Origin of the sequence: Providencia sp. PROV141 (assembly GCF_028481645.1) — a bacterium.
GTDB lineage: Bacteria > Pseudomonadota > Gammaproteobacteria > Enterobacterales > Enterobacteriaceae > Providencia > Providencia rettgeri.
Genome location: NZ_JAMPPR010000008.1, coordinates 92,846 through 114,206 on the forward strand (window position 1 = coordinate 92,846; position 21,361 = coordinate 114,206).

20 protein-coding genes are annotated in these 21,361 nt (G+C 38.9%); 15 read left to right on the forward strand and 5 right to left on the reverse strand.

From position 1 onward, the window contains the following. Positions 1 to 29: 29 nt before the first annotated feature. Together PSF09_RS06775 and PSF09_RS06780 are read left to right on the forward strand one after the other, a co-directional pair. A complete protein-coding gene (locus PSF09_RS06775; RefSeq protein ID WP_004910786.1) occupies positions 30 to 581 on the forward strand; it encodes a PadR family transcriptional regulator in 552 nt (183 codons plus the stop codon). Then, positions 574 to 777: a DEAD/DEAH box helicase gene (locus PSF09_RS06780; RefSeq protein WP_222959681.1), complete on the forward strand. Its 204-nt coding sequence runs from the start codon at positions 574 to 576 to the stop codon at positions 775 to 777. Before PSF09_RS06775 ends, PSF09_RS06780 begins: the two co-directional genes overlap by 8 nt. Positions 778 to 1,003: 226 nt before the next feature. On the opposite strand, the gene PSF09_RS06785 is transcribed toward PSF09_RS06780, so the two are convergent. Next, complete coding sequence (locus PSF09_RS06785) at positions 1,004 to 2,749, reverse strand: ABC-F family ATP-binding cassette domain-containing protein (RefSeq protein ID WP_272683655.1); 1,746 nt, start codon at positions 2,747 to 2,749, stop codon at positions 1,004 to 1,006. A 418-nt stretch (positions 2,750 to 3,167) separates the two neighbouring features. Between PSF09_RS06785 and PSF09_RS06790 the strand changes: the two genes are divergently transcribed. The 6 genes from PSF09_RS06790 to ahpF all read left to right on the forward strand — a co-directional run bounded on the left by PSF09_RS06790 (position 3,168) and on the right by ahpF (position 11,413). After that, positions 3,168 to 3,644 (forward strand): GNAT family N-acetyltransferase, encoded by a 477-nt coding sequence (locus PSF09_RS06790; protein ID WP_222959679.1) that lies wholly within the window; start codon positions 3,168 to 3,170, stop codon positions 3,642 to 3,644. A gap of 371 nt (positions 3,645 to 4,015) precedes the next feature. After that, positions 4,016 to 5,086: an HlyD family secretion protein gene (locus PSF09_RS06795; protein ID WP_272683656.1), complete on the forward strand. Its 1,071-nt coding sequence runs from the start codon at positions 4,016 to 4,018 to the stop codon at positions 5,084 to 5,086. Next, positions 5,083 to 7,839, forward strand: coding sequence for a ribosome-associated ATPase/putative transporter RbbA (rbbA, locus tag PSF09_RS06800; RefSeq protein WP_272664937.1), 2,757 nt, complete (start codon positions 5,083 to 5,085; stop codon positions 7,837 to 7,839). The genes PSF09_RS06795 and rbbA overlap by 4 nt, the downstream gene beginning before the upstream one ends. Positions 7,840 to 7,844: 5 nt before the next feature. After that, positions 7,845 to 8,969, forward strand: coding sequence for an ABC transporter permease (locus PSF09_RS06805; protein WP_272683768.1), 1,125 nt, complete (start codon positions 7,845 to 7,847; stop codon positions 8,967 to 8,969). Positions 8,970 to 9,157: 188 nt separating this feature from the next. Continuing rightward, positions 9,158 to 9,721: an alkyl hydroperoxide reductase subunit C gene (gene ahpC / locus PSF09_RS06810; RefSeq protein ID WP_272664936.1), complete on the forward strand. Its 564-nt coding sequence runs from the start codon at positions 9,158 to 9,160 to the stop codon at positions 9,719 to 9,721. Positions 9,722 to 9,838: 117 nt separating this feature from the next. Next, the gene (gene ahpF / locus PSF09_RS06815) at positions 9,839 to 11,413 is read left to right on the forward strand and encodes an alkyl hydroperoxide reductase subunit F (protein WP_272683657.1); all 1,575 of its coding nucleotides are present in this window, start codon (positions 9,839 to 9,841) and stop codon (positions 11,411 to 11,413) included. A 102-nt stretch (positions 11,414 to 11,515) separates the two neighbouring features. On the opposite strand, the gene PSF09_RS06820 is transcribed toward ahpF, so the two are convergent. Further along, positions 11,516 to 12,061 carry a TetR/AcrR family transcriptional regulator gene (locus PSF09_RS06820; protein ID WP_272664934.1) on the reverse strand — a complete coding sequence of 182 codons (546 nt, stop codon included), beginning with the start codon at positions 12,059 to 12,061 and terminating at the stop codon, positions 11,516 to 11,518. An 85-nt stretch (positions 12,062 to 12,146) separates the two neighbouring features. On the opposite strand from PSF09_RS06820, the gene PSF09_RS06825 reads away from it, so the two are divergent. The 6 genes from PSF09_RS06825 (at position 12,147) to PSF09_RS06850 (ending at position 17,900) form a co-directional block, all read left to right on the forward strand. After that, on the forward strand, positions 12,147 to 12,752 hold the full coding sequence (locus PSF09_RS06825) for a DJ-1/PfpI family protein (RefSeq protein ID WP_272664933.1): 606 nt from the start codon (positions 12,147 to 12,149) through the stop codon (positions 12,750 to 12,752). Between the two features lie 440 nt (positions 12,753 to 13,192). Further along, positions 13,193 to 14,170, forward strand: coding sequence for a DUF1852 domain-containing protein (locus PSF09_RS06830; protein ID WP_210838840.1), 978 nt, complete (start codon positions 13,193 to 13,195; stop codon positions 14,168 to 14,170). A 29-nt stretch (positions 14,171 to 14,199) separates the two neighbouring features. Further along, the gene (locus tag PSF09_RS06835) at positions 14,200 to 15,231 is read left to right on the forward strand and encodes a methionine synthase (RefSeq protein ID WP_272664932.1); all 1,032 of its coding nucleotides are present in this window, start codon (positions 14,200 to 14,202) and stop codon (positions 15,229 to 15,231) included. A 171-nt stretch (positions 15,232 to 15,402) separates the two neighbouring features. Next, complete coding sequence (gene yajD, locus PSF09_RS06840) at positions 15,403 to 15,750, forward strand: HNH nuclease YajD (protein ID WP_210838838.1); 348 nt, start codon at positions 15,403 to 15,405, stop codon at positions 15,748 to 15,750. 185 nt (positions 15,751 to 15,935) lie between these two features. After that, positions 15,936 to 17,201, forward strand: a complete 1,266-nt coding sequence (locus tag PSF09_RS06845; protein WP_272664931.1) for a M24 family metallopeptidase — start codon at positions 15,936 to 15,938, stop codon at positions 17,199 to 17,201. 21 nt (positions 17,202 to 17,222) lie between these two features. Next, positions 17,223 to 17,900 (forward strand): CerR family C-terminal domain-containing protein, encoded by a 678-nt coding sequence (locus PSF09_RS06850; protein ID WP_272664930.1) that lies wholly within the window; start codon positions 17,223 to 17,225, stop codon positions 17,898 to 17,900. Positions 17,901 to 17,931: 31 nt separating this feature from the next. On the opposite strand, the gene PSF09_RS06855 is transcribed toward PSF09_RS06850, so the two are convergent. Both PSF09_RS06855 and pdxR read right to left on the reverse strand, forming a co-directional pair. After that, complete coding sequence (locus PSF09_RS06855; protein WP_272664929.1) at positions 17,932 to 18,513, reverse strand: YebB family permuted papain-like enzyme; 582 nt, start codon at positions 18,511 to 18,513, stop codon at positions 17,932 to 17,934. A 94-nt stretch (positions 18,514 to 18,607) separates the two neighbouring features. Continuing rightward, positions 18,608 to 20,095, reverse strand: coding sequence for a MocR-like pyridoxine biosynthesis transcription factor PdxR (gene pdxR, locus PSF09_RS06860; RefSeq protein WP_272683658.1), 1,488 nt, complete (start codon positions 20,093 to 20,095; stop codon positions 18,608 to 18,610). A 103-nt stretch (positions 20,096 to 20,198) separates the two neighbouring features. On the opposite strand from pdxR, the gene PSF09_RS06865 reads away from it, so the two are divergent. After that, the gene (locus PSF09_RS06865) at positions 20,199 to 20,657 is read left to right on the forward strand and encodes a GNAT family N-acetyltransferase (RefSeq protein ID WP_272683659.1); all 459 of its coding nucleotides are present in this window, start codon (positions 20,199 to 20,201) and stop codon (positions 20,655 to 20,657) included. A 94-nt stretch (positions 20,658 to 20,751) separates the two neighbouring features. On the opposite strand, the gene PSF09_RS06870 is transcribed toward PSF09_RS06865, so the two are convergent. Next, complete coding sequence (locus tag PSF09_RS06870) at positions 20,752 to 21,300, reverse strand: NADAR family protein (RefSeq protein ID WP_210838827.1); 549 nt, start codon at positions 21,298 to 21,300, stop codon at positions 20,752 to 20,754. Between the last annotated feature and the right edge of the window lie 61 nt (positions 21,301 to 21,361).

The window sequence follows — 21,361 nt, forward strand, 5'->3', positions numbered from 1 at the left end:
TTTTAGAATGAATAACCCTGAGAATTTTAATGGCCAGTGAACAACAACTAGACCCGTGTTTGTGTAACGGTAAAAGTGTCAGTCGTATGTTTAACCCTAAACAGTTAAGGATTTATATCCTACATTTACTGACAGGGGGAATTAATTATGGTTATGAGTTAATAAAAAAAATTGCAGAAGAAACGGCAGGTTTTTATTGTCCAAGTCCGGGTGTAATTTATCCGACTCTAACGTTATTAGAAGAGTTAGGGTTTATTTCAGCGGGTAAAGATAATGGAAAAGGGCGCAAGTGTTATGTGATTACTCCAGAAGGCCGCTGTTTTTTATTACTCAAAGCTGAAATATTGGCAGAAGTTCAACTAAAATTAAAATATGCACAGGAATTAAAAGCAGGTAATCAATTTGCGAATGAAATTGAATGTGCTGTAGATAAATTTAAGTCATTGTTGAGACACCAAATCGTGATACAACAGTTGACAAAAGAAGAGACAACAAGAGTCGTTGAGATCATTAACCGCGCAGTGGAACGAATTGAGCAAGTCAATGCGGTGTTAGTGGCAGAAGGAAAATCAAATGGCTAAAACGAATGATATTATACAAGCAAAAGAGCATTTATATATGAAAGAGACAAGCAAGATACCACAGAGCAACGCCCCGGATACTTCTGAAAATGAACCGCCTGTGAAGACGAATAAAGATGTTAAGTTTAAAGAGGTTGTCTGCCCCAATGTTCCAACGTCATATTTTAAGCGAGCTAAAAAACAAAAAATAAAATAATAATTTGGATAGTTTACAAAATCTTTATTCATACGAAAGGCATAAAGAATAAATGCAATTATTTTTATTATTGATGAATAACAGCACTCAACTTTCTATTATTTCGTCAATAACGTAAATTTTAGGGTACATATAATTATTTTGTAAACTGTAACTATCATCCTATATCAGTATACGACTTATTAAGAAGGCCCCCTGATCACTTAGCGTCATCAGGGGGTATCGGTTATAAGCCCAATTTAGCGTGTATTTGGGCTATTTCATTTATCCACTGTTGTTGTAACTGTGGTTTTTGGTGGCTTAGTTTGCGTTTTTGATCCGCAAGTAACTTTTGCTCTAATATCAGCAATGTTTCTAGTAGCTCATCTTCATGAGCAGTTTCCTCACAAGAAATTTTAATCGCCGATTTAACAGAGACATCTCTCCCAAGTGTAGTCGTTAATAATGACTGGGATTGCTGCTCGATTTTATGATAAATATCATCAATATTAAGGTATTCCTCTAGCCGATTATCATCGATAAACCAGAAGCGTTGGCAGCTATTTTCAATGAGCCATTTATCATGGCTTACAACCAATAATGCTCCAGAAAATAAGCTAATTTGCTCACAAAGCGCTTCCTTGCCTTCTAGATCAAGGTGATTGGTAGGTTCGTCCAATAAAATCAACTCGTACTGAGCTAAACTTAAACCAATAAACAATAACCTAGCGCGTTCTCCACCACTCAGTGTTGCTACTTTCTGTTGATGGCGTGAATAAGCAAAACCAGCGCCAATCAAGGCCATTTTTCTTTGTTCATCGGTTAAAGGTGCAAAATGACGTAGTGCCTCTAGTAGGCTATCATTATCATTTAGCTGCTCTAATTGTTGGTCATAATAACCAGCACTGATTGCTGGGTGAAACTTCAATTGCGAGCTATAGCGTAAATCTTGTTGATAACATTGCCAAAGTAGACGTAATAGTGTCGATTTACCACAGCCATTAGCGCCCATGATGGCGATACGGTCACCACTTTTCACTTGATAAAATGCCGTTTTAAACAACAGATTTCCATTCGGTGTTGAAACAACGGTATTTTCCAACTCCAAAACTCTATCTGCAGGAATCGCTTTGCCATTTAAAGCAAGCTTCCATTGATAGCCTTCAGTTAACTCAGTTTGGGCATCTTTAAGCCGGTCAATATGTTTTTCCATCTGCTTGGCTTTGCGTGATAAGGCTTCGTTGTCATACACATGTCCCCAGATAGCTAAGCGCTTGGCACTTGATGCAATACGGTCAATTTCTTTTTGCTCGGCTTGATTACGACGTGCATCAGTGATGTCTTTTTCACTCAATGCTTGCCGTGCTGCACTGCAAGGTAACCGATAAAAATGCAGTGATTTATCTCGTAAAATCCAAGTGCAGTTACTCACCTTATCTAATAATGACTGGTCATGAGACACGAGTACGAAACTGCCTTTCCATGACTGTAAGAAATTACCTAACCAAATAAGTGTGGGTAAATCTAAATGATTACTCGGTTCATCAAGTAGTAGTAAATCGGGTTGCTCAATTAAAGCACGACCTAGAAGCAAACGAGTATGTTGCCCTCCACTGATGGCATTAGCTTTTTGTTCCCACTGTTCAGGTGTAAAACCTAATTCTGATAATAAAACTTCAGCCCGCCAGCGTTCAGTGACTTTGTCTTGTTCAGGTAATTTTTGAACTAGTGCATCAAGCAGTGTCAAGGAAGCAATATTATCGGGTAAATGTTGTTCAATATAAGCAGTAACGCAGTGATTCGCATAAGTAATACTGCCATTATTAGGGAACAACTGCTGGGTTATTAGCTTCAATAATGTACTTTTCCCGCTTCCGTTATGGCCAATTAAACCAATACGGTCGCCTTGTTGAACGGTAAAAGAGATGTCATTCAATAAAGTCGAGGTTGAAGTATCGTAATTTAGTGATTTTACAGTTAATAAAGTGCTCATAGCTTACTCAAATTTTAGGCATAAAAATGCCAGGGTATAGTCGTCACGACAACCCAGTAAGCTGAGGGAAGATTTTCTTTAGTGGCTTCGCTCAGGCAGGGTTATCGCAGTATAAAACTGTGAAAGCCTGAGCTCTGGCGATTACCAAAGAAGTGTGAGTATTCAATAAGATCACACAACAGCATAGATTAGCCTCCTTAATATTTGTTAAGTTAATCCATGAGATAATCATAGCAAACATAGTCTTTGGCAAACAATGTCCAGAAATGCGTTGTTTGATTATTATTGTTAAATTAAGCATATCCACAGATATAAATGATACTTATATCATGCACGAAGAAATGAATAATACTGCTGTGAATTGGGTTCTTCGTTAGTAGCGTTTAAAATTAGGATTCAAAAGATAAGAGAGTCCCAAATGAACGTAGAAATAAAGTCAGCAACCCGCCAAGATGCCGCATTGATATTAGATATGATCATTGAACTTGCGGATTACGAAAAAGCACGTCATGAAGTGAAAGCAACAGTTGCTGATATCGAAAATTCCTTATTCGATGAAAATTCAAGCACTGAAGCATTGATTTGTTATGTGGATGGGCAACCAGCAGGGTATGCCGTGTTCTTTACAAGTTATTCAACATGGCTAGGTAATAGCGGCATCTATTTAGAGGATTTATATGTATCTCCTGATTTTAGGGGAGCAGGAGCTGGGAAAAAACTATTGAAACATATTGCAAAATTGGCTGTGGATCGAAAATGCCAGCGTTTGGAATGGAGCGTTCTTGATTGGAATCAGCCAGCAATTGATTTCTATAAAAGCATAGGTGCGCAACCACAGGATGAGTGGGTTCGTTACCGAATGGACGAGAAAACGATAGCTGAATTTGCTTGCTAATATTTATTCAAATCAAATGCTATTAATAAAGCCAGTAAACTAATTGACTGGCTTTATTTTTTATATATTGAATTAAATGTATACAATTAATGCCTTATTATTGTTTTTATCTGTCTATTCTACCTTTTTGTGACACAAGGCAACTTCACTTAACTTAAATGCTGATAAAATGTTATTAAATTAGATAGATAGCTAATTTAATAACTGTGTTTACACGTACTAACATAGTTAAAAAATAAAAAATTATTACTTTTGTCTTAGTTGTATTTATTTAGCATATAGGACAGTTATCTCGTTTTATTAATATTTACCAGGTTAATAATCAAAATAATTGTTGTTCCTTGTTTTCTCATTTAATGGAAAGGGATGGTATGAAAATAAATAAGCAAAAAATATTTTTTTACATCATTTTAATAATAATTATTGTTGCGGGTGGTTTTTATTACTGGAATGTTAACTCAGGTGGGCTACCTGCTGGATTTGCACAAAGTAATGGTCGTATAGAAGCAACGGAAATTGATATTGCGACTAAGACTGCAGGGCGCATTGAAACGATTAACGTCAAAGAAGGGGATTTTGTTAAAGAAGGCCAAGAACTTGCTCGTATGGATACTCGAGCGCTTCAAGAGCAGCTTCATGAAGTACAAGCCCAGTTGCGCCAAGCGATTAGCGCAGTGACGACAGCCGAATCTGCTTTAGCCCAACGAAAAAGTGAAAAAGTTGCTGCTCAAGCCGTTGTTCGTCAACGTGAAGCGGAATTAGACGCTGCACAAAAACGGTTGAATCGCTCTAGAGCTTTGGTAAGAACCAACGCTGTTTCTCAACAACAAGTCGATGACGATACAGCACAAATGCAAGGTTCTCGCGCAGCATTGGAGGCGTCAAAAGCGCAAGTTGCCGCCGCGACATCAGCGATTGATTCTGCAAGTGCCGGTATTGTTCAAGCGAAAAACCGTGTTGATGCAGCGACAGCAACGGAACGTCGTATTATTGCGGATTTAGATGACAGCATTCTAAAAGCGCCAAGAAATGGTCGTATTCAATATCGTGTAGCTGAACCAGGTGAGGTACTTGGTGCTGGTGGGCGGGTCTTGAATATGGTTGATTTAAGTGATGTATATATGACCTTTTTCTTACCAACTGAAGATGCCGGTAAAGTTGCCTTAGGCAGTGATGTTCACATTATACTCGATGCTGCACCAAACATCGTGATCCCAGCAAAAGCCACATTCGTGGCAAGTGTTGCACAATTCACACCCAAAACCGTAGAAACACAAAATGAACGCTTAAAATTGATGTTCAGAGTACGTGCGCGTATTTCCCCTGAGTTATTAGAGCAACACTTAGAATATGTCAAAACAGGGTTACCCGGTAAAGCGTATGTACGTTTAGATCCGAATGAATCTTGGCCTGCTGAACTTGAGGTGAGATTACCACAATGACCAATAAACTGATGGATGATGTGATTATCGATATACAGCATGTCAGCCAGCATTATGGTGATAATTGTGCGTTGGATGACATTGTACTTTCCATCCCAGCAAGAAAAATGGTTGGGTTGATTGGCCCAGATGGCGTAGGAAAATCAAGCTTGATTTCTCTGATCGCGGGGGCAAGAGTAATTCAACAAGGCCAAATAACGGTACTTGATGGTGATATGAATGATATTGAACACCGTCGAGCTGTTTGCCCTCGTATTGCTTACATGCCCCAAGGTTTAGGGAAGAATCTCTACCATACATTATCTGTTTATGAAAACGTCGATTTTTTTGGTCGTTTATTTGGCCAATCAAAAGCTGAGCGTGAATATCGCATTCAAGATTTACTTGAAAGTACAGGGCTTGCCCCCTTTAAAGACCGTCCTGCTGGCAAGTTATCAGGAGGCATGAAACAAAAGTTGGGATTATGTTGTGCGTTAATTCATGATCCCGATTTATTAATTTTAGATGAACCTACCACTGGGGTTGACCCGTTATCTCGTGCACAATTTTGGGATTTAATCGATCGTATTCGTTTGCGACAAACCAATATGAGTGTTTTGGTCGCAACAGCTTATATGGAAGAGGCCGAACATTTTGATTGGTTAGTGGCAATGGATGATGGCAAGGTGCTTGCCACGGGTCATGCATCTGAATTAAAAGCACAGACGCAATGTGATGACCTTGAAGCTGCGTTTATTCAATTACTACCAGAAGAAAAGCGTAGCGGGCACAAGAAGGTTGTGATCCCTGCGCGTGATACCACAAAAGACAATATTATTGCCATTGAAGCCCAAGATCTAACCATGCGTTTTGGCAACTTTGTCGCTGTTGACCATGTTAATTTTAAAATTCCGAAAGGGGAAATTTTCGGTTTTCTAGGCTCCAATGGCTGTGGTAAATCCACCACCATGAAAATGCTAACGGGTTTACTTCAAGCCAGTGAAGGTCAAGCTTGGCTATTTGGTCAAGAAATTGACCCTAAAGACATCGAGACCCGTAAGCGCGTCGGTTATATGTCGCAAGCATTCTCGTTATATAGTGAACTCAGTGTTGAACAAAACCTTGTTTTGCATGCCAAACTTTTCCATATACCGGAAGATAAAATTCCTCAGCGTGTAGATGAAATGTGTCAGCGTTTTGAACTTGATGATGTGCGAGACGTAATGCCAGACGATTTGCCTTTAGGAATTCGTCAACGGTTATCTTTAGCTGTCGCCGTTATTCATGAACCTGAAATGTTAATCCTCGATGAGCCAACGTCGGGAGTGGACCCTGTTGCCAGAGATATGTTCTGGAACTTAATGGTCGATTTATCAAGGCGTGACGGCGTCACAATCTTTATCTCAACTCACTTTATGAATGAAGCCGAACGCTGTGACCGGATTTCATTGATGCACGCAGGAAAGGTACTTGATTGTGATACGCCTGCAAACTTAACCAAAAAACGCGGATTAGCGACGTTAGAAGAAACCTTTATTGCTTATTTGCAAGATGCGGTAGGTGATGCAGGGCAAGGGCAAGAAACTGCGCCTGAGTTTCATGTTGACCCTGAACTGAAAGAACAAGCGACTGAAGCATTGAAAAAACGCTTTAGCTTGCGTCGGTTATTCAGTTATTCCATTCGGGAAGGAATGGAATTGCGTCGAGATCCTGTCCGCTCAACACTGGCGTTATTGGGGACTGTAATTCTTATGTTTATCATGGGTTACGGTATTAGCATGGATGTGGAAAATTTACGCTTTTCAGTACTCGATCGCGACCAAACAGGGCTAAGTCAGGGATATACTTTGAACTTAGCAGGTTCACGTTACTTTATCGAACAACCTCCAATCAAAGACTATGATGATTTAGAGGCTGGCATGCGTAGCGGCAATATTACCGTTGCGATTGAAATTCCACCTAACTTTGCAAGGGATGTTGCCCGTGGTAATAACGTTAAAATTGGCGTGTGGATTGATGGTGCCATGCCAAACCGTGCTGAAACTGTGCGTGGCTATGTACAAGCAATGCACTTAGCATGGCTAAGTACGATGGCTGCTCGTCAACCCGTAGGCGTTGCTGGAATGCCCGCTATCGACATTGAAACGCGATATCGTTATAACCCAGATGTTCGCAGCTTGCCGGCGATTGTTCCCGCGGTTATTCCATTATTATTAATGATGATACCTGCGATGCTGAGTGCGTTAAGTGTTGTTCGAGAAAAAGAACTTGGTTCGATTATCAATCTTTATGTCACCCCGATCACCAAATTAGAATTTTTACTTGGAAAACAGCTCCCTTACATTTTATTAGGTATGTTTAACTTTGTATTACTTTGCATATTATCAGTGTATATATTTGGTGTTGAATTCAAAGGTAGTTTTCTGACATTAACGCTAGCAGCATTTCTGTATATCAGTATTGCAACAGGTATGGGACTACTAATTTCATGTTTTATGAAAAGCCAAATTGCGGCAATTTTTGGTACTTCTATCATCACGTTGATACCAGCAACTCAGTTTTCAGGAATGATTGACCCTGTCTCATCATTGGAGGGTATTGGCCGTTGGGTTGGAATGGTTTATCCAACGTCACACTTTCTGACTATCACGCGAGGAACCTTTTCTAAGGGATTAAATTTATTCGATTTACAGTCATCATTTATTCCATTACTGATCACCGTACCACTAGTTATTGGATTAAGTGTTTTATTCCTGAAAAAGCAGGAGGCATAGTGATGATACGTAAAATTCAGAATATATTTAATTTAGGTATCAAAGAATTACGCAGTTTAGGCCGCGATAAAGCGATGCTAGCTTTAATTGTTTTTGCTTTTACGGTGTCAATATATTCGTCAGCAACCGTGACACCCGGCTCTTTACATAATGCCCCCATTGCAATTGCTGACCAAGATAAGTCGCAGTTATCAAACCGGATAATCAATAGCTTTTATGCACCTTACTTCTTATCACCCGTAGATATCACACCAGACCAAATTGATGGTTTGTTAAACCGTGGCTCATATACATTTGCATTAGATATTCCGCCTAACTTTCAACGTGATGTACTTGCCGGCCGTCATCCGGAAATTCAGGTGAATATTGATGCAACACGAATGAGCCAAGCCTTCTTAGGGAATAGTTATATTCAAAATATTACCTTAGGAGAAGTGAACGAATTTTTAGCAAAATACCGTAGTAATGCGAGTTTGCCTGTCGATTTGGAAGTGCGCATGCGCTTTAATCCTAATTTGACACAGTCATGGTTCGGTTCTGTTATGGCAATTATCAATAATATTACGATGCTATCGATCGTTTTGACGGGGGCTGCACTTATCAGAGAGCGAGAGCACGGTACCGTTGAGCACTTGATGGTCATGCCACTAACACCATTTGAAATTATGATGTCAAAAATATGGTCAATGGGGCTGGTGGTACTGATTGCATCCGGTCTTTCCTTAATTTTAGTGGTAAAAACATTGCTACAAGTCCCCATTGAAGGGTCTATCTTATTGTTTATGTGTGGGGTTGCCTTGAGTTTATTTGCGACAACATCAATTGGTATTTTTATGGGGACAATTGCACGATCCATGCCTCAGTTTGGTTTGTTGATGATTTTAGTGCTGTTGCCATTAAACATGCTTTCTGGCGGGATGACAGCACGAGAAAGTATGCCCCAGCTCGTTCAAGATATTATGTTAACCATGCCAACCACACACTTTGTTAGTTTAGCTCAGGCGATTTTATATCGTGGAGCAGGATTCCAAATTGTTTGGCCTCAATTTGCAGTGCTCGTTGTCATTGGCGCTGTATTCTTTTCCCTTGCACTCATTCGTTTTCGCAAAACGATTGCCACCATGGCTTAACTCACAGAACATAAAATAGACCTTATAAATAAAACGCTTGCTGAACAGATCAGTAAGCGTTTTAATGTCTCACCTATTGATTTTTGAAATATGGTTAGACTGTACCTATCAAATCGATAGTAGGTAATGATTGGATTAAGCTACTGTAAAACAGTAACTTAATAGGCAACCAAACAGGAGAACATCATATGTCATTAATTAATACTAAAATCAAACCATTTAATAACCAAGCATTTAAAAACGGTGAGTTCATTCACGTTTCAGAGAAAGATGTTGAAGGTAAATGGAGTGTTTTCTTCTTTTATCCAGCTGACTTTACATTTGTATGCCCAACTGAATTGGGTGACATTGCTGACCATTATGAAGAATTCCAAAAATTAGGTGTTGAAATTTTCTCTGTTTCTACTGACACACATTTTACCCATAAAGCATGGCATGCAAGTTCAGAAACTATCGGTAAAATCAAATATACAATGATTGGTGACCCAACAGGCGCATTAACACGCAACTTTGAAAATATGCGTGAAGACGAAGGTTTAGCAGACCGCGGTACTTTCGTTGTTGACCCACAAGGTATTATCCAAGCGATTGAAGTTACAGCAGAAGGCATTGGCCGTGACGCTTCAGATTTACTGCGTAAAGTAAAAGCAGCGCAATATGTTGCTAGCCACCCAGGTGAAGTTTGCCCAGCTAAATGGAAAGAAGGTGATGCAACGCTGTCTCCATCTTTGGACTTAGTCGGCAAAATCTAATTAATCTATCTTAATTGATTAATACTGAATAATTCAGGTTGCAGGTGTCTAGGCCTGCAACTTGGATCATGACGGGTATATGTACCCGATTTTATGATAAAAATTAAAGGGGATTACATGCTCGACAATAATTTACAGGCACAATTGAAAGCCTATTTAGAACGTTTAACTAAACCCGTTGAATTAGTTGCTAATATAGATGACAGCCAAAAATCAAATGAAATCAAACAGCTGTTAGAACAAATTGCGACGTTGTCCGATAAAGTTACTGTGCGTGAAGAACGCAATAGTGCAGTAAGAACACCTTCTTTTTTAATTACTAACCCAGGCACAGATAGTGGTTTGCGTTTTGCAGGCTCGCCTCTGGGACATGAATTTACTTCTCTTGTGCTGGCGTTATTGCAAATTGGTGGGCACCCATCGAAAGAAGCACTAGAGTTATTAGAGCAGGTTAAAGGTCTTGAAGGTGAGTTTCATTTTGAGACTTATTATTCTTTATCTTGCCATAACTGCCCAGATGTTGTTCAGGCACTGAACTTGATGGCGGTTTTAAATCCAAATGTTAGCCATACCGCTATTGATGGTGCACTTTTCCAAAATGAAATTGATGAACGTAATGTAATGGGCGTTCCTGCGGTTTTCCTGAATGGAAAAGAGTTTGGTCAAGGGCGTATGACATTAAGCGAGATTGTTAGCAAAGTCGATACCAATGCGGATGCGCGTGCAGCAAAATCACTAACAGAGCGCGAACCTTTTGAAGTGCTTGTTATTGGTAGTGGCCCAGCAGGGGCTTCAGCGGCAATTTATACGGCGCGTAAAGGGATCCGCACTGGTGTGATTGGTGAGCGATTTGGTGGCCAAGTCATGGATACGGTTGATATTGAAAACTATATTTCAGTTATCAAAACGGAAGGCGCCATTTTTGCAGGTGCATTAAAGAACCATGTGGACAACTATGATGTTGATGTCATTGATGGTCAATTAGTTGCAAAACTGATCCCAGCTGCAGAAGAAGGTGGATTACACCAAATCGAAACAGCATCAGGTGGTATCTTAAAATCACGTAGTATTATTATTTCAACGGGTGCACGCTGGAGAAATATGGGTGTTCCGGGGGAACAAGAATATCGCACTAAAGGCGTAACATTCTGTCCGCATTGTGACGGCCCATTATTTAAAGGTAAACGTGTTGCTGTTATTGGTGGCGGTAACTCGGGTATTGAAGCGGCTATCGATTTAGCGGGTGTGGTTGAACATGTGACCGTGCTGGAGTTTGCACCAGAATTGAAAGCGGACTCAGTGTTACAGCAAAAAGCCCGTAGCCTGAAAAATGTCGATATTATCGTCAATGCACAAACCTTAGAAGTAAAAGGCGATGGCAGTAAAATGACAGGTCTTGAATACAAAGACCGCACTAATAATAGTGTCCATTTACTTGAAGTTGCTGGCGCATTTGTACAAATTGGTTTATTGCCAAATACCAATTGGTTAGGTGATACGGTCGCCAGAAACCGTATGGGCGAAATTGAAATTGACGCTCGTAATGAAACCAGCATTAAAGGTATTTTTGCTGCAGGTGACTGTACCACAGTCCCTTATAAGCAAATTATTATTTCCGCCGGAGAAGGGGCCAAAGCCGCACTTAGCGCATTTGATTACCTAATTCGCACAAGTACCAGAACCGCTGAATAGGTGTAATTTACTTTATATTCAGTGAGTTGTAGTCAAAAGGCACTCGGGGGCGAGTGCCTTTTTTTTGTGCATAAAATGTGTCAATATTAAAAATAAATAACTTTAAAAACGGAAAATAAGTTTTTTTAAACTCAGTGTATTAAGAATAAGTTGGTTAAATTCCTGAGCATCGTGTCGATCTCCTGACATTTGGCCGCCAATGAAACATAAATGAATTAATTTCCCAATTTTTTCGGCGTAGTCGTGAGGAATAAAAAGCAGATGCAATTTTTTAATAATGAATGATAAACGCTTTTCATCAACACGGTGTTGGTACTCGGCAACTAGAGGGTCGTTGAGCGCCCAAGCTCGGATCGCTATTTCTCTTGATGGATGTTTTTGGGAGGCTACATCAAGGTATCTTTTTAATACATCATCAAGAGTACGCCCCATGTTAGCTTGAGCCAACATCAGCTCGGTATATTCAAACTCCCAACGAGAAAGCAATGTACGTACAAAGTCTTCGCGGTTTTTAAAATGATGGTAAAAAGATCCTCGGGTTACATTTAGCTGCCTAGCAATATTTTCACTGGAAAAGCGGGTATGTCCCTCAGTGTCTAATATTTTAAATCCTGCGTTGACCCAACACTCTCTAGTTAATTTTTTCATTGCTCAATACAGACTGTGTATGGTGAAAATATTATTGCTACTGTTTAACTCTAACTTGTATTAGTAAGAGTGTAAGGGAAATTAGATGAAAGAAATAGCGATTATCGCTTTCGATGATTTTACAGATATCGATTTATTTTTGATGTGGGATATTTTGGGGCGTAATCAACAGGATTGGCGTGTGCGTATTTTAGGCGCAACACCAACAGTTTATTCTGCTCATGGATTAACCGTTACGGTTAATGGTGCGGTGAGAGAAGCCAATACTGCCGATGCAGTTTTATTTAGTAGCGGTAAGATTGGTATCCCAAATGCTTTAATCAATCCTAATTTTTTACCTGAGTTACATTTGGATCCAAAACGTCAATATATTGGTTCTATCTGTGCTGGTGCATTTATCTTAGATGAGCTGGGTTTATTACCAGAACGTGCAGCAACAACTCATCCTGATGCACGTGAAGGCCTTGTAAATAGAAAAATAACCCCTATTGATCATCCTCTTGTATGCCATGGAAAAGTTGCAACTGCGGGAGGCTGTTTATCTTCCGTATATCTTGTTGGTTGGCTGATTGAGTCTCTATTTGGTAAACAGAAACGCAAAGAAACCTTGAGCCATGTCTTACCTGCTGGACAACAATTAGAATTTGAAAATTTAATACAATCAACACTAAACCAAGCCAAACATAATTAACTTCTTGTTGGTGGTGCATAAATAATGTGCCACCTTTTATTATTGTAGTTAATGACTTTGACTGTATCACCTAAATATTTTTCATTGTATTAAATAAATTTATTTCACTAACCAATGTTTAAGTCTTCATGTCGAATATTCATCTCCTCTAGGAAAGTGTCCATGAAATAAACTTAACATAATGAATTATAATACAAAATAATATTTCTTGGTTCTCTGTCACATAATTAAAATAAGTAAAATAGATGATCATGAAAATCGTTCATGTTTGAAATGAAATTAAGTCGCTTTCACTCAATCAACAGCTCTGGCATAAATTAGATAACGCAAACGAATTAACGTATTTACAACATAAAGATTGATGAATGGACAACTAAAACTTCTAGAAAATCAAGAAGTCAATTGAGTTTCCATCTTGGAATTTAGGGTGTGACGAGACGATGAACAAAAATTTTACATTTACGATTAAAAGTAGTCTTTTTGACGAAAATTATAATCCTTCTGAAAATACACGTATTACAACTAACTTTGCTAATTTAGCCAGAGGGAAAAATCGCCAAGAAAATTTGCGTAACACGCTTGTCATGATGAACAATCGTTTCAATACATTAGCCTACTGGGATAACCCTAAAAGTGACCGTTACTCTATCGAACTTGAAATTATTTCTGTTGAGATGAGTGTTGAAGGGAATAGTAATACCTTTCCTGTGATTGAAATATTGAAAACCAATATTGTTGATCACAAAACAGGCGAACGTACTGAGGGCATAGTTGGAAATAACTTTTCATCTTATGTGCGTGATTATGATTTTAGTGTTTTATTGTTAGATCACAATAAAGACCAAGCAAACTTTAGTATTCCAGAAAATTTTGGTGACTTACATGGGAATATCTTTAAATGTTTTGTTAATTCTAGCGAATACAAAACCCATTTTAGTAAGGCACCAGTCATTTGCTTAAGTGTCTCAAATAAAGATGTTTATCATCGTACGGGTAATCAACACCCTGTATTAGGTATTGAATATCAACAAAATGGGGCTTCATTAACGGATCAATATTTTAAAAAGATGGGATTACAGGTTCGTTATTTCATGCCTCAAAACAGTGTTGCACCGCTGGCATTTTATTTTACGGGAGATCTGCTGAGCGATTACAGCAATGTTGAATTAATTAGCACGATTAGCACGATGGAAACATTCCAAAAGATTTATCGCCCTGAGATTTACAATGCGAACTCCGTTGCGGGATCATGCTACCAACCGAGTTTGACGAACCAAGATTATTCATTAACAAAAATTGTTTATGACCGCGAAGAACGTAGCCGATTGGCTATTGAGCAAGGAAAATATACGGAAGAACACTTTATTGAACCCTATAAGCATATTCTAGAGCAATGGTCTGCTAACTACGCGCTTTGATTAATTATAAAAATTTAAGGTCAATTATTATGAAAACATTATTACCAACATCTACCGCGGGTAGCTTACCAAAACCTTCTTGGCTTGCTGAACCTGAGACGCTTTGGTCTCCTTGGAAGTTGCAAAATGAAGAACTCATTGAGGGAAAACAAGACGCATTGCGCTTATCCCTTGAAGATCAACTGCGTGCAGGGATTGATATTGTTAGTGACGGCGAGCAAACCCGTCAGCACTTTGTGACGACATTTATTGAGCACCTCAGCGGTGTTGATTTTGCAAAGCGTGAAGTGGTTAAAATTCGTGATCGTTATGATGCGAGTGTACCAACAGTGGTTGGCGCGGTTGAACGTCAAAAGCCTGTTTTTGTCGAAGATGCTAAATTTTTACGTAAGCTAACGAAGCAGCCGATAAAATGGGCGCTTCCTGGACCGATGACGATGATTGATACCCTGTATGATAATCATTACAAAAGCCGTGAAAAATTGGCGTGGGAATTTGCTAAGATTTTGAACCAAGAGGCAAAAGAGCTTGAAGCGGCGGGCGTTGATATCATTCAGTTTGACGAGCCAGCTTTTAATGTATTCTTTGATGAAGTTAACGATTGGGGTGTAGCTGCACTAGAAAGAGCGATTGAAGGGCTAAAATGTGAAACCGCGGTTCATATCTGTTATGGGTACGGCATCAAAGCCAATACAGATTGGAAGAAGACGCTGGGTTCTGAGTGGCGACAATATGAAGAAGCTTTCCCAAAACTGCAAACCTCGAATATCGATATTATTTCTTTGGAATGCCATAACTCCCATGTTCCAATGGATTTGATTGAGCTTATTCGCGGTAAAAAAGTGATGGTAGGAGCGATTGATGTGGCCAGTCATATTATCGAAACACCAGAAGAAGTCGCCAATACGCTACGTAAAGCACTGCAATTTGTGGATGCAGATAAGCTTTATCCATCAACAAACTGCGGGATGGCACCGCTCTCTCGTCGTATCGCAACGGGTAAACTTAATGCATTAAGTGCAGGTGCTGAGATTATCCGCAGAGAATTGTTGAATAAGTAATCTAAGTATAAATTAACGAATAAAAGGACCCAGAATTGATGAGGTGCCCTATAAAGTTGGGACTTCATGATATCTGGGTTTTTTGTTGCTTTGAGTTTATTTTTTTGCTCTTACTTGAGGTATATTAGGCGTATTATTTCAAAATTACTATCTTCAATAGGAATATTGGCAATGGCTTTGATCCCTAAAAACTATGCGCGATTGGAAAGTGGCTATCGTGAAAAAGCGCTTAAGATTTATCCATGGGTTTGTGGACGCTGTACCCGTGAGTTTGTGTATTCAAATTTGCGTGAATTAACGGTTCACCATATCGACCATGATCATACTAATAACCCAGAAGATGGCAGCAATTGGGAACTATTGTGCCTATTTTGCCATGATCACGAACACTCAAAATATACTGAAGCAGACCAATACGGAACAACCGTTATTGCTGGTGAGGATGCTCAAAAAGATATTCCAGCGGCAACCTATAACCCTTTCGCTGATTTACAATCGATGTTAAATAAGAAAAAATAAAATTTTATAGCAAATTCAGTTGAATATAGTTAAAAGCACTCTTTAGAGTGCTTTTTTGTGCGTATTTGAGCGTGTGTTCATCATTCTAGATGAGCACAAAGTGTTCATTTAATGGTTTGACAAATATGCGTATTACATCCAATATTTAATTCATTCAAATGAATTAAATATTAAAAGGATCATATATGAATATAGCAACCATACCTCGCCCATTTACCTTTGAAGAACGTGATAGAAGATGGAGCATTGCTCGAACAATCATGCAACAACATGATCTTGAAGTATTAATGGTTTATGGAGATAGAGAGTCAGCCGCTCCCGCGCCATTTTGTATTGACCATTATTTTACCAATGACCGTTTAGGTTCCGTAGTTATTTTCCACCAAGATAAAACACCTTTAGTCGTCACTTTTGCACCGATGATGGTCGCTGACCATATGCAAGCGAAGATTCGTGGCGACCAGCAGTGGATCTCTCCAGAACAGATTATTGTGGGTAAAACAGGGCGAAATATTGCACAAGTATTAGTTGATTTAGGTATTTCAGCGAATGCAAATTTGGGAGTAATTGGTTTAGAACCTTACCCACCATTTTATTTTGATGGTGCGATGCCATATAACACCTTATCAGGAATAAAAGAGCGATTACCCCATCTGAATATTGTTCCTGTTTATCGCTCATTTTTTCAATTAGCCTCAGTGAAAAGTGCGGAAGAGCTTGAGCATGTGAAGCATGCCGCCATGATAGGTGAGGCTATGAGTGAAGCGATGCGTACTACGGCGATTGTAGGGAATTCAGAGGCAGATATTGCTGCGGCAGTTACTGCAAAATGTTTGTCGATGGGGGGATTTACTGCAGAGATCTTGATGGGGTCAGGACCTGAATATATTGGTTGGGGCCAACCTGCATGGCAATATCGTTCACAACATCCGCGTAAAATTCAACAAGGAGATATCGTTTTAACTGAAATATTTGCATTGTATGGGATGTACGAGACTCAGCACCAAGCCGCTGTTGCCGTGGGAAAAGTCCATCCAAATATTGAGAAAGCAGCGGCTGTTGCTCGTGAATGTTATGAAATTGGTGTTGAAAACCTTAAAGAAGGTGTTACTTTTGGGGAAGTGGTTGATAAAATGGAACAACCACTTTTAAAATCAAAGGGGTGGCATGTGCATCCTTTGATTCATAGTATTAATCCTTATGGGCCAATAGGTTTTGGAACTGCACCGGGGATTGAATCTTTACCAATTGCTCAAAAATATCGACAATTGGAACGGTTGCCGAATCCAGGTAGAGAATTGGTGTTACAAGCCGGTATGACATTTGCGTTTGAGCCCAATTGTGCATTTGGTCACCATCTTTGTAATTTGGGTGGAACAGCCGTTGTGGGTAAAGAGCAGGGCGTTGAATTGAATTATAATTCAACATATCTTATGCGGGCGGATAATTAATTCACGGAATAACAGCGGAATATGACTGATACCAATAAAAATACCCTTTCTTCGGAGTCAACCAAAGATAAGCTGATTAACGAAGGGATCAAGCAATTTGCTCTTCATGGTATTAATGGTGTAAGAACTCGCCAACTAGCTGAAAATGCAGGCGTAAATCAATCTGCGATCCCTTATCATATGGGAGGGAAATTAGGTGTATATGCCGCTGTTATTCATAAAGTCGCAACTGATTTATCATTAGCAAGTAACACTCTAGCGTTTGATACGCTATTTGCTGATATAACACAGCAAGAAATGATAAATGCAGAGCAAATAAATCAATTGGTATGTTTGTTAATAAAAGGGCTGGGAAATGCGTTGTTATCACCAGACCATGAATTTTATTCCGTGTTGATCCTTCGTGAGCAATTAGAACCAACAGATAATTATGATGTCATTTATCGTGATTTTATTGAGCCTTTTCATACGCGTTTGTCAGGGATAATTCAACTTGCGAGTTCAGTTGATGAACAAACTGCAATTATTCAGGCTCATGTGCTAATTGGCCAAGTATTAGGTTTTGTTGTTGCACGAAAACCACTCCTTAAACGCTTAAAGTGCGAGCAAATCGATAACGCATTATTAGCGGATATTTTGCAACAAATCAGTTTAATGGCCATGAAGGCGTTAGGTTTTCATGATATTAGGCCTACATGATAATAATAACAAGTTTATTGCCCACATTGTTTTAATGAATATCCTCATGACTACGATATACGAGTGATAATTCAGGGTGATGCCATAAACTCGCTGGAGTAACTGTTTTACGGTCCCATGGTATTTGGCCAATAAACCAAAGTTTCCAAAAATTTAATTTGGCATTCGGATTTTTAGTTAATAATTCTTCAAATGTTTCAATTTCACCAATTTGGACTGACAAAGCAGATTGGTAAATATCAAAAACAAACTTAGAGCAAAACTGCCTAGGTGAATTGTAATTAAACCCGGTGTGGTAAAATTTGTTTAAGCGAGCAGGAACTTCAGCGATTAATGCGGATTTTTGTTCATGGGTTAGTGTATGAGCCAATCGACGTACGCTGTAACGGTTACCAGATGAACGGGAAATAAAGCGAGATAAGGTTGTCGTTGTTGAAAGCGGAACCCGACTTTCTGCAATCAAATAGTCTTCGCCATTATGGCCGACAATCATGCCAACATGGTTACTCCAACATAAAGATGCTGAGGCTATTTGGCGAAATAATTCGGTCCCAATACTGGTAAAGACAACATCGCCAACTTCGTACTCATGGGGATAATTTATTTTTGTCATAAAAGTACCTCAATATAAACAATGCTATTAAGGTACAGTTATAAAGATTAGAAAAATTCCTAGCTATCAGATAAAAGCTGAAAATCATTTTTGTTTAACTAGGGTATATTTTATTCAATTGATCGCTAAGTAATTTTACGTTGCTAATTATCTCATTTTCACAATGAGCGGCGTAGCCAAATAGAATCGCATTTTGGTGAGTACTTTGAATGCAGTAACGCGATAGCGGTTGTGCGCCAAAGCCTAACAGACGGCATTGGTTAAGGATCAGGTTAATATCATAACCATCTTTAACCCAACAAACGGTATGAATGCCTGAATCTGTCATTTGTACATCAAATAAATGCGGGAGATAATGGTTGATGGCATTGATAAACGTATTTTGTCGGTCGTAACATATCTTTCGTATTTTTCTGACGTGGCGTGCATAGTGGCCTTCTTGGATAAATTGCGCTAAAGCAGCCTGTTCTAAATAACTACAGTGGCTATCACTATAATATTTCATCATGGTGAATGCCTCACTCAGAATTTCTGGCACAATTAAAAAGCCTAAACGAAAACCGGGATACATCATTTTAGAGAATGTCCCTGCATAAATAACACGTTGATGATTATCTAAGCCTTGTAAGGCTTGAATAGGTTTTGATAGAAAACGAAATTCACTGTTATAGTCGTCTTCAAAAACCCATGCATTATTTTGTTGCGCCCAATCCAATAATGCTAAACGTCTCGGTAAGCTGAGGGTTGTGCCGAGAGGAAACTGGTGAGAAGGCGTGGTATAAATTAATTTTGCTGTTTCATGGTGTTTTGCACCGTATACAATATCCATTCCTTCTCTGTCAGATGGAATTGCGGCAATCTCAGCACCTGCCGCGGTTAAAATAGCTCTTGCACTATCATAGCCAGGGTCATCTAACCATACTTTATCTCCTTGCTGTAATAAGACTTTTGCAGCTAAATTAATGGCTTGCTGTGTTCCATTGACAATAATAATTTGTTGCTGTTTACAATGAACTCCGCGAGTAGAACGAACGTAATCGACTAATAAATTTTTTAGCGGTGTATATCCATCAGGGTGATTAAAATGCGTAATTGTATGTTTGGATTTACGCCAAACTCGGCCTAATAATCTACCCCATAATTCATGTGGAAATTGGTCAACACAGCCAATACCAATATTAAACATTGAGTTCTTATCGGTATTCGGTCGTGAGTTTTTCCATAAATTTGTTAAAGTAGAAACTCTAGGGTTCAGATTTAATGCAGGGTATCCAGATTGGTCACGCTGTTTAGTGCTACTTATGGTGCCAACTAATTCATCAGGAATATGGGGCGAAACATAAGTTCCTGAGCCTTTTTTCGAATAAAGATACCCTTCATCAATTAATCGTTCAAACCCAGCAATGACTGAATTTCGCGAGATCGACATCATTTCTGCTAATGCTCTGGAAGAAGGCAGTTTAACACCAGCAGCAATACGTCCATCTAAGATAGCGCTACGTATTGTGTGATAAACATTTTCCTTAATGTGTCCATCTTCAAGTAAGAGTAATGGAAACTGCGCATGTTGTTGACGTCGCATAAAGTGGTTCCTAAATAAATAACAAAAGTGTCTCTTATGCAGAGCCAGATTGCTATGTACTATAACTCCATTATGTAATATGTCTACAAATGGAAGGGTTATTATGAGTAAAACAGCATTATCAGTTACCGTGGAATTTGTTGCTCCAGAACATTATCCAGCATGGTTAGTGTATTGGCTGGAATATCAAAAATTTTATCAAGTAGATTTAAGCGAAGAAATTACCTTAAAAGCATGGGAGCGCTTTTTTGATGAAAATGAACCGATGTATTGTGCGGTTGCGCTTGAAGATGGAAAAGTTGTTGGTTTTGTAAATTATTTATTTCACCGTTCAACATGGGCAGAAAATGATTTTTGTTACCTAGAAGATTTGTATGTGACACCAGAAATGCGCGGGCGACATGTAGGAAAACAATTAATTGAATTTGTACATACACAAGCGAAAGAAAAACAATGTGGCCGCTTATATTGGCATACACAGGAAACCAACTTACGAGGCCAAAAGTTATATAATTGGGTTGCAGAAAAACCAGGGGTAATTGAATATAGAATGCCTTTGTAATAAAACGTAGTAGCATATCCTATATTCAGTAACATATTGATAGGCCCGCTGTTTAGTCACAACGGGTTTTTTTTATCGGAAAATAAGCGAAAAATTAGAGAGTTAGATTGGCTAACTGACTTCTAACATCCATTAATGCAAAACCGAGCAGATTTAACCCTTTCCATGTTAATGGGTTTTCAATATTTTCAGCATCTTCGGCAAGGCCTATTCCCCAAATTTTATCGACAGGACTAGCTTCAACCAGAACACGTTCGTTTGTGGCAAGTAAAAACTGCTTAATTTCTATATTTTGAGAAAATTTGGCCATATTCGCCGCAACAACAATGGTAAAACGGTTTTCATCCCAAATATCTTGTTTAAACCCACGAACCTCACGACCAAATGCTTTAGCTGCTCCAGGATTTGGTGCGTGAATAATTTTATCCAATGTTTCTAAATCACCAAATAAGCGTGCTTTTTCTGCCATCATAAAATGCTCTGCGCTAGCAAAACGGTGATTATCGACAATAAATGGGGAAGGGTACCATTGGCTGAAACAGCTTTTTGTAATTTGGTTTTGCTTGGTTTGGTGTCCCCAGAAGAAAACATATTTAAATTTTTTTCCTGAGCGGTATTGTTTACAGAGGCTTTTGATATCCATAACTTAAGGTTTATTAAGGAGTGATATTCTTAGCTTATCGATAATAAAAAGATTTGGATAT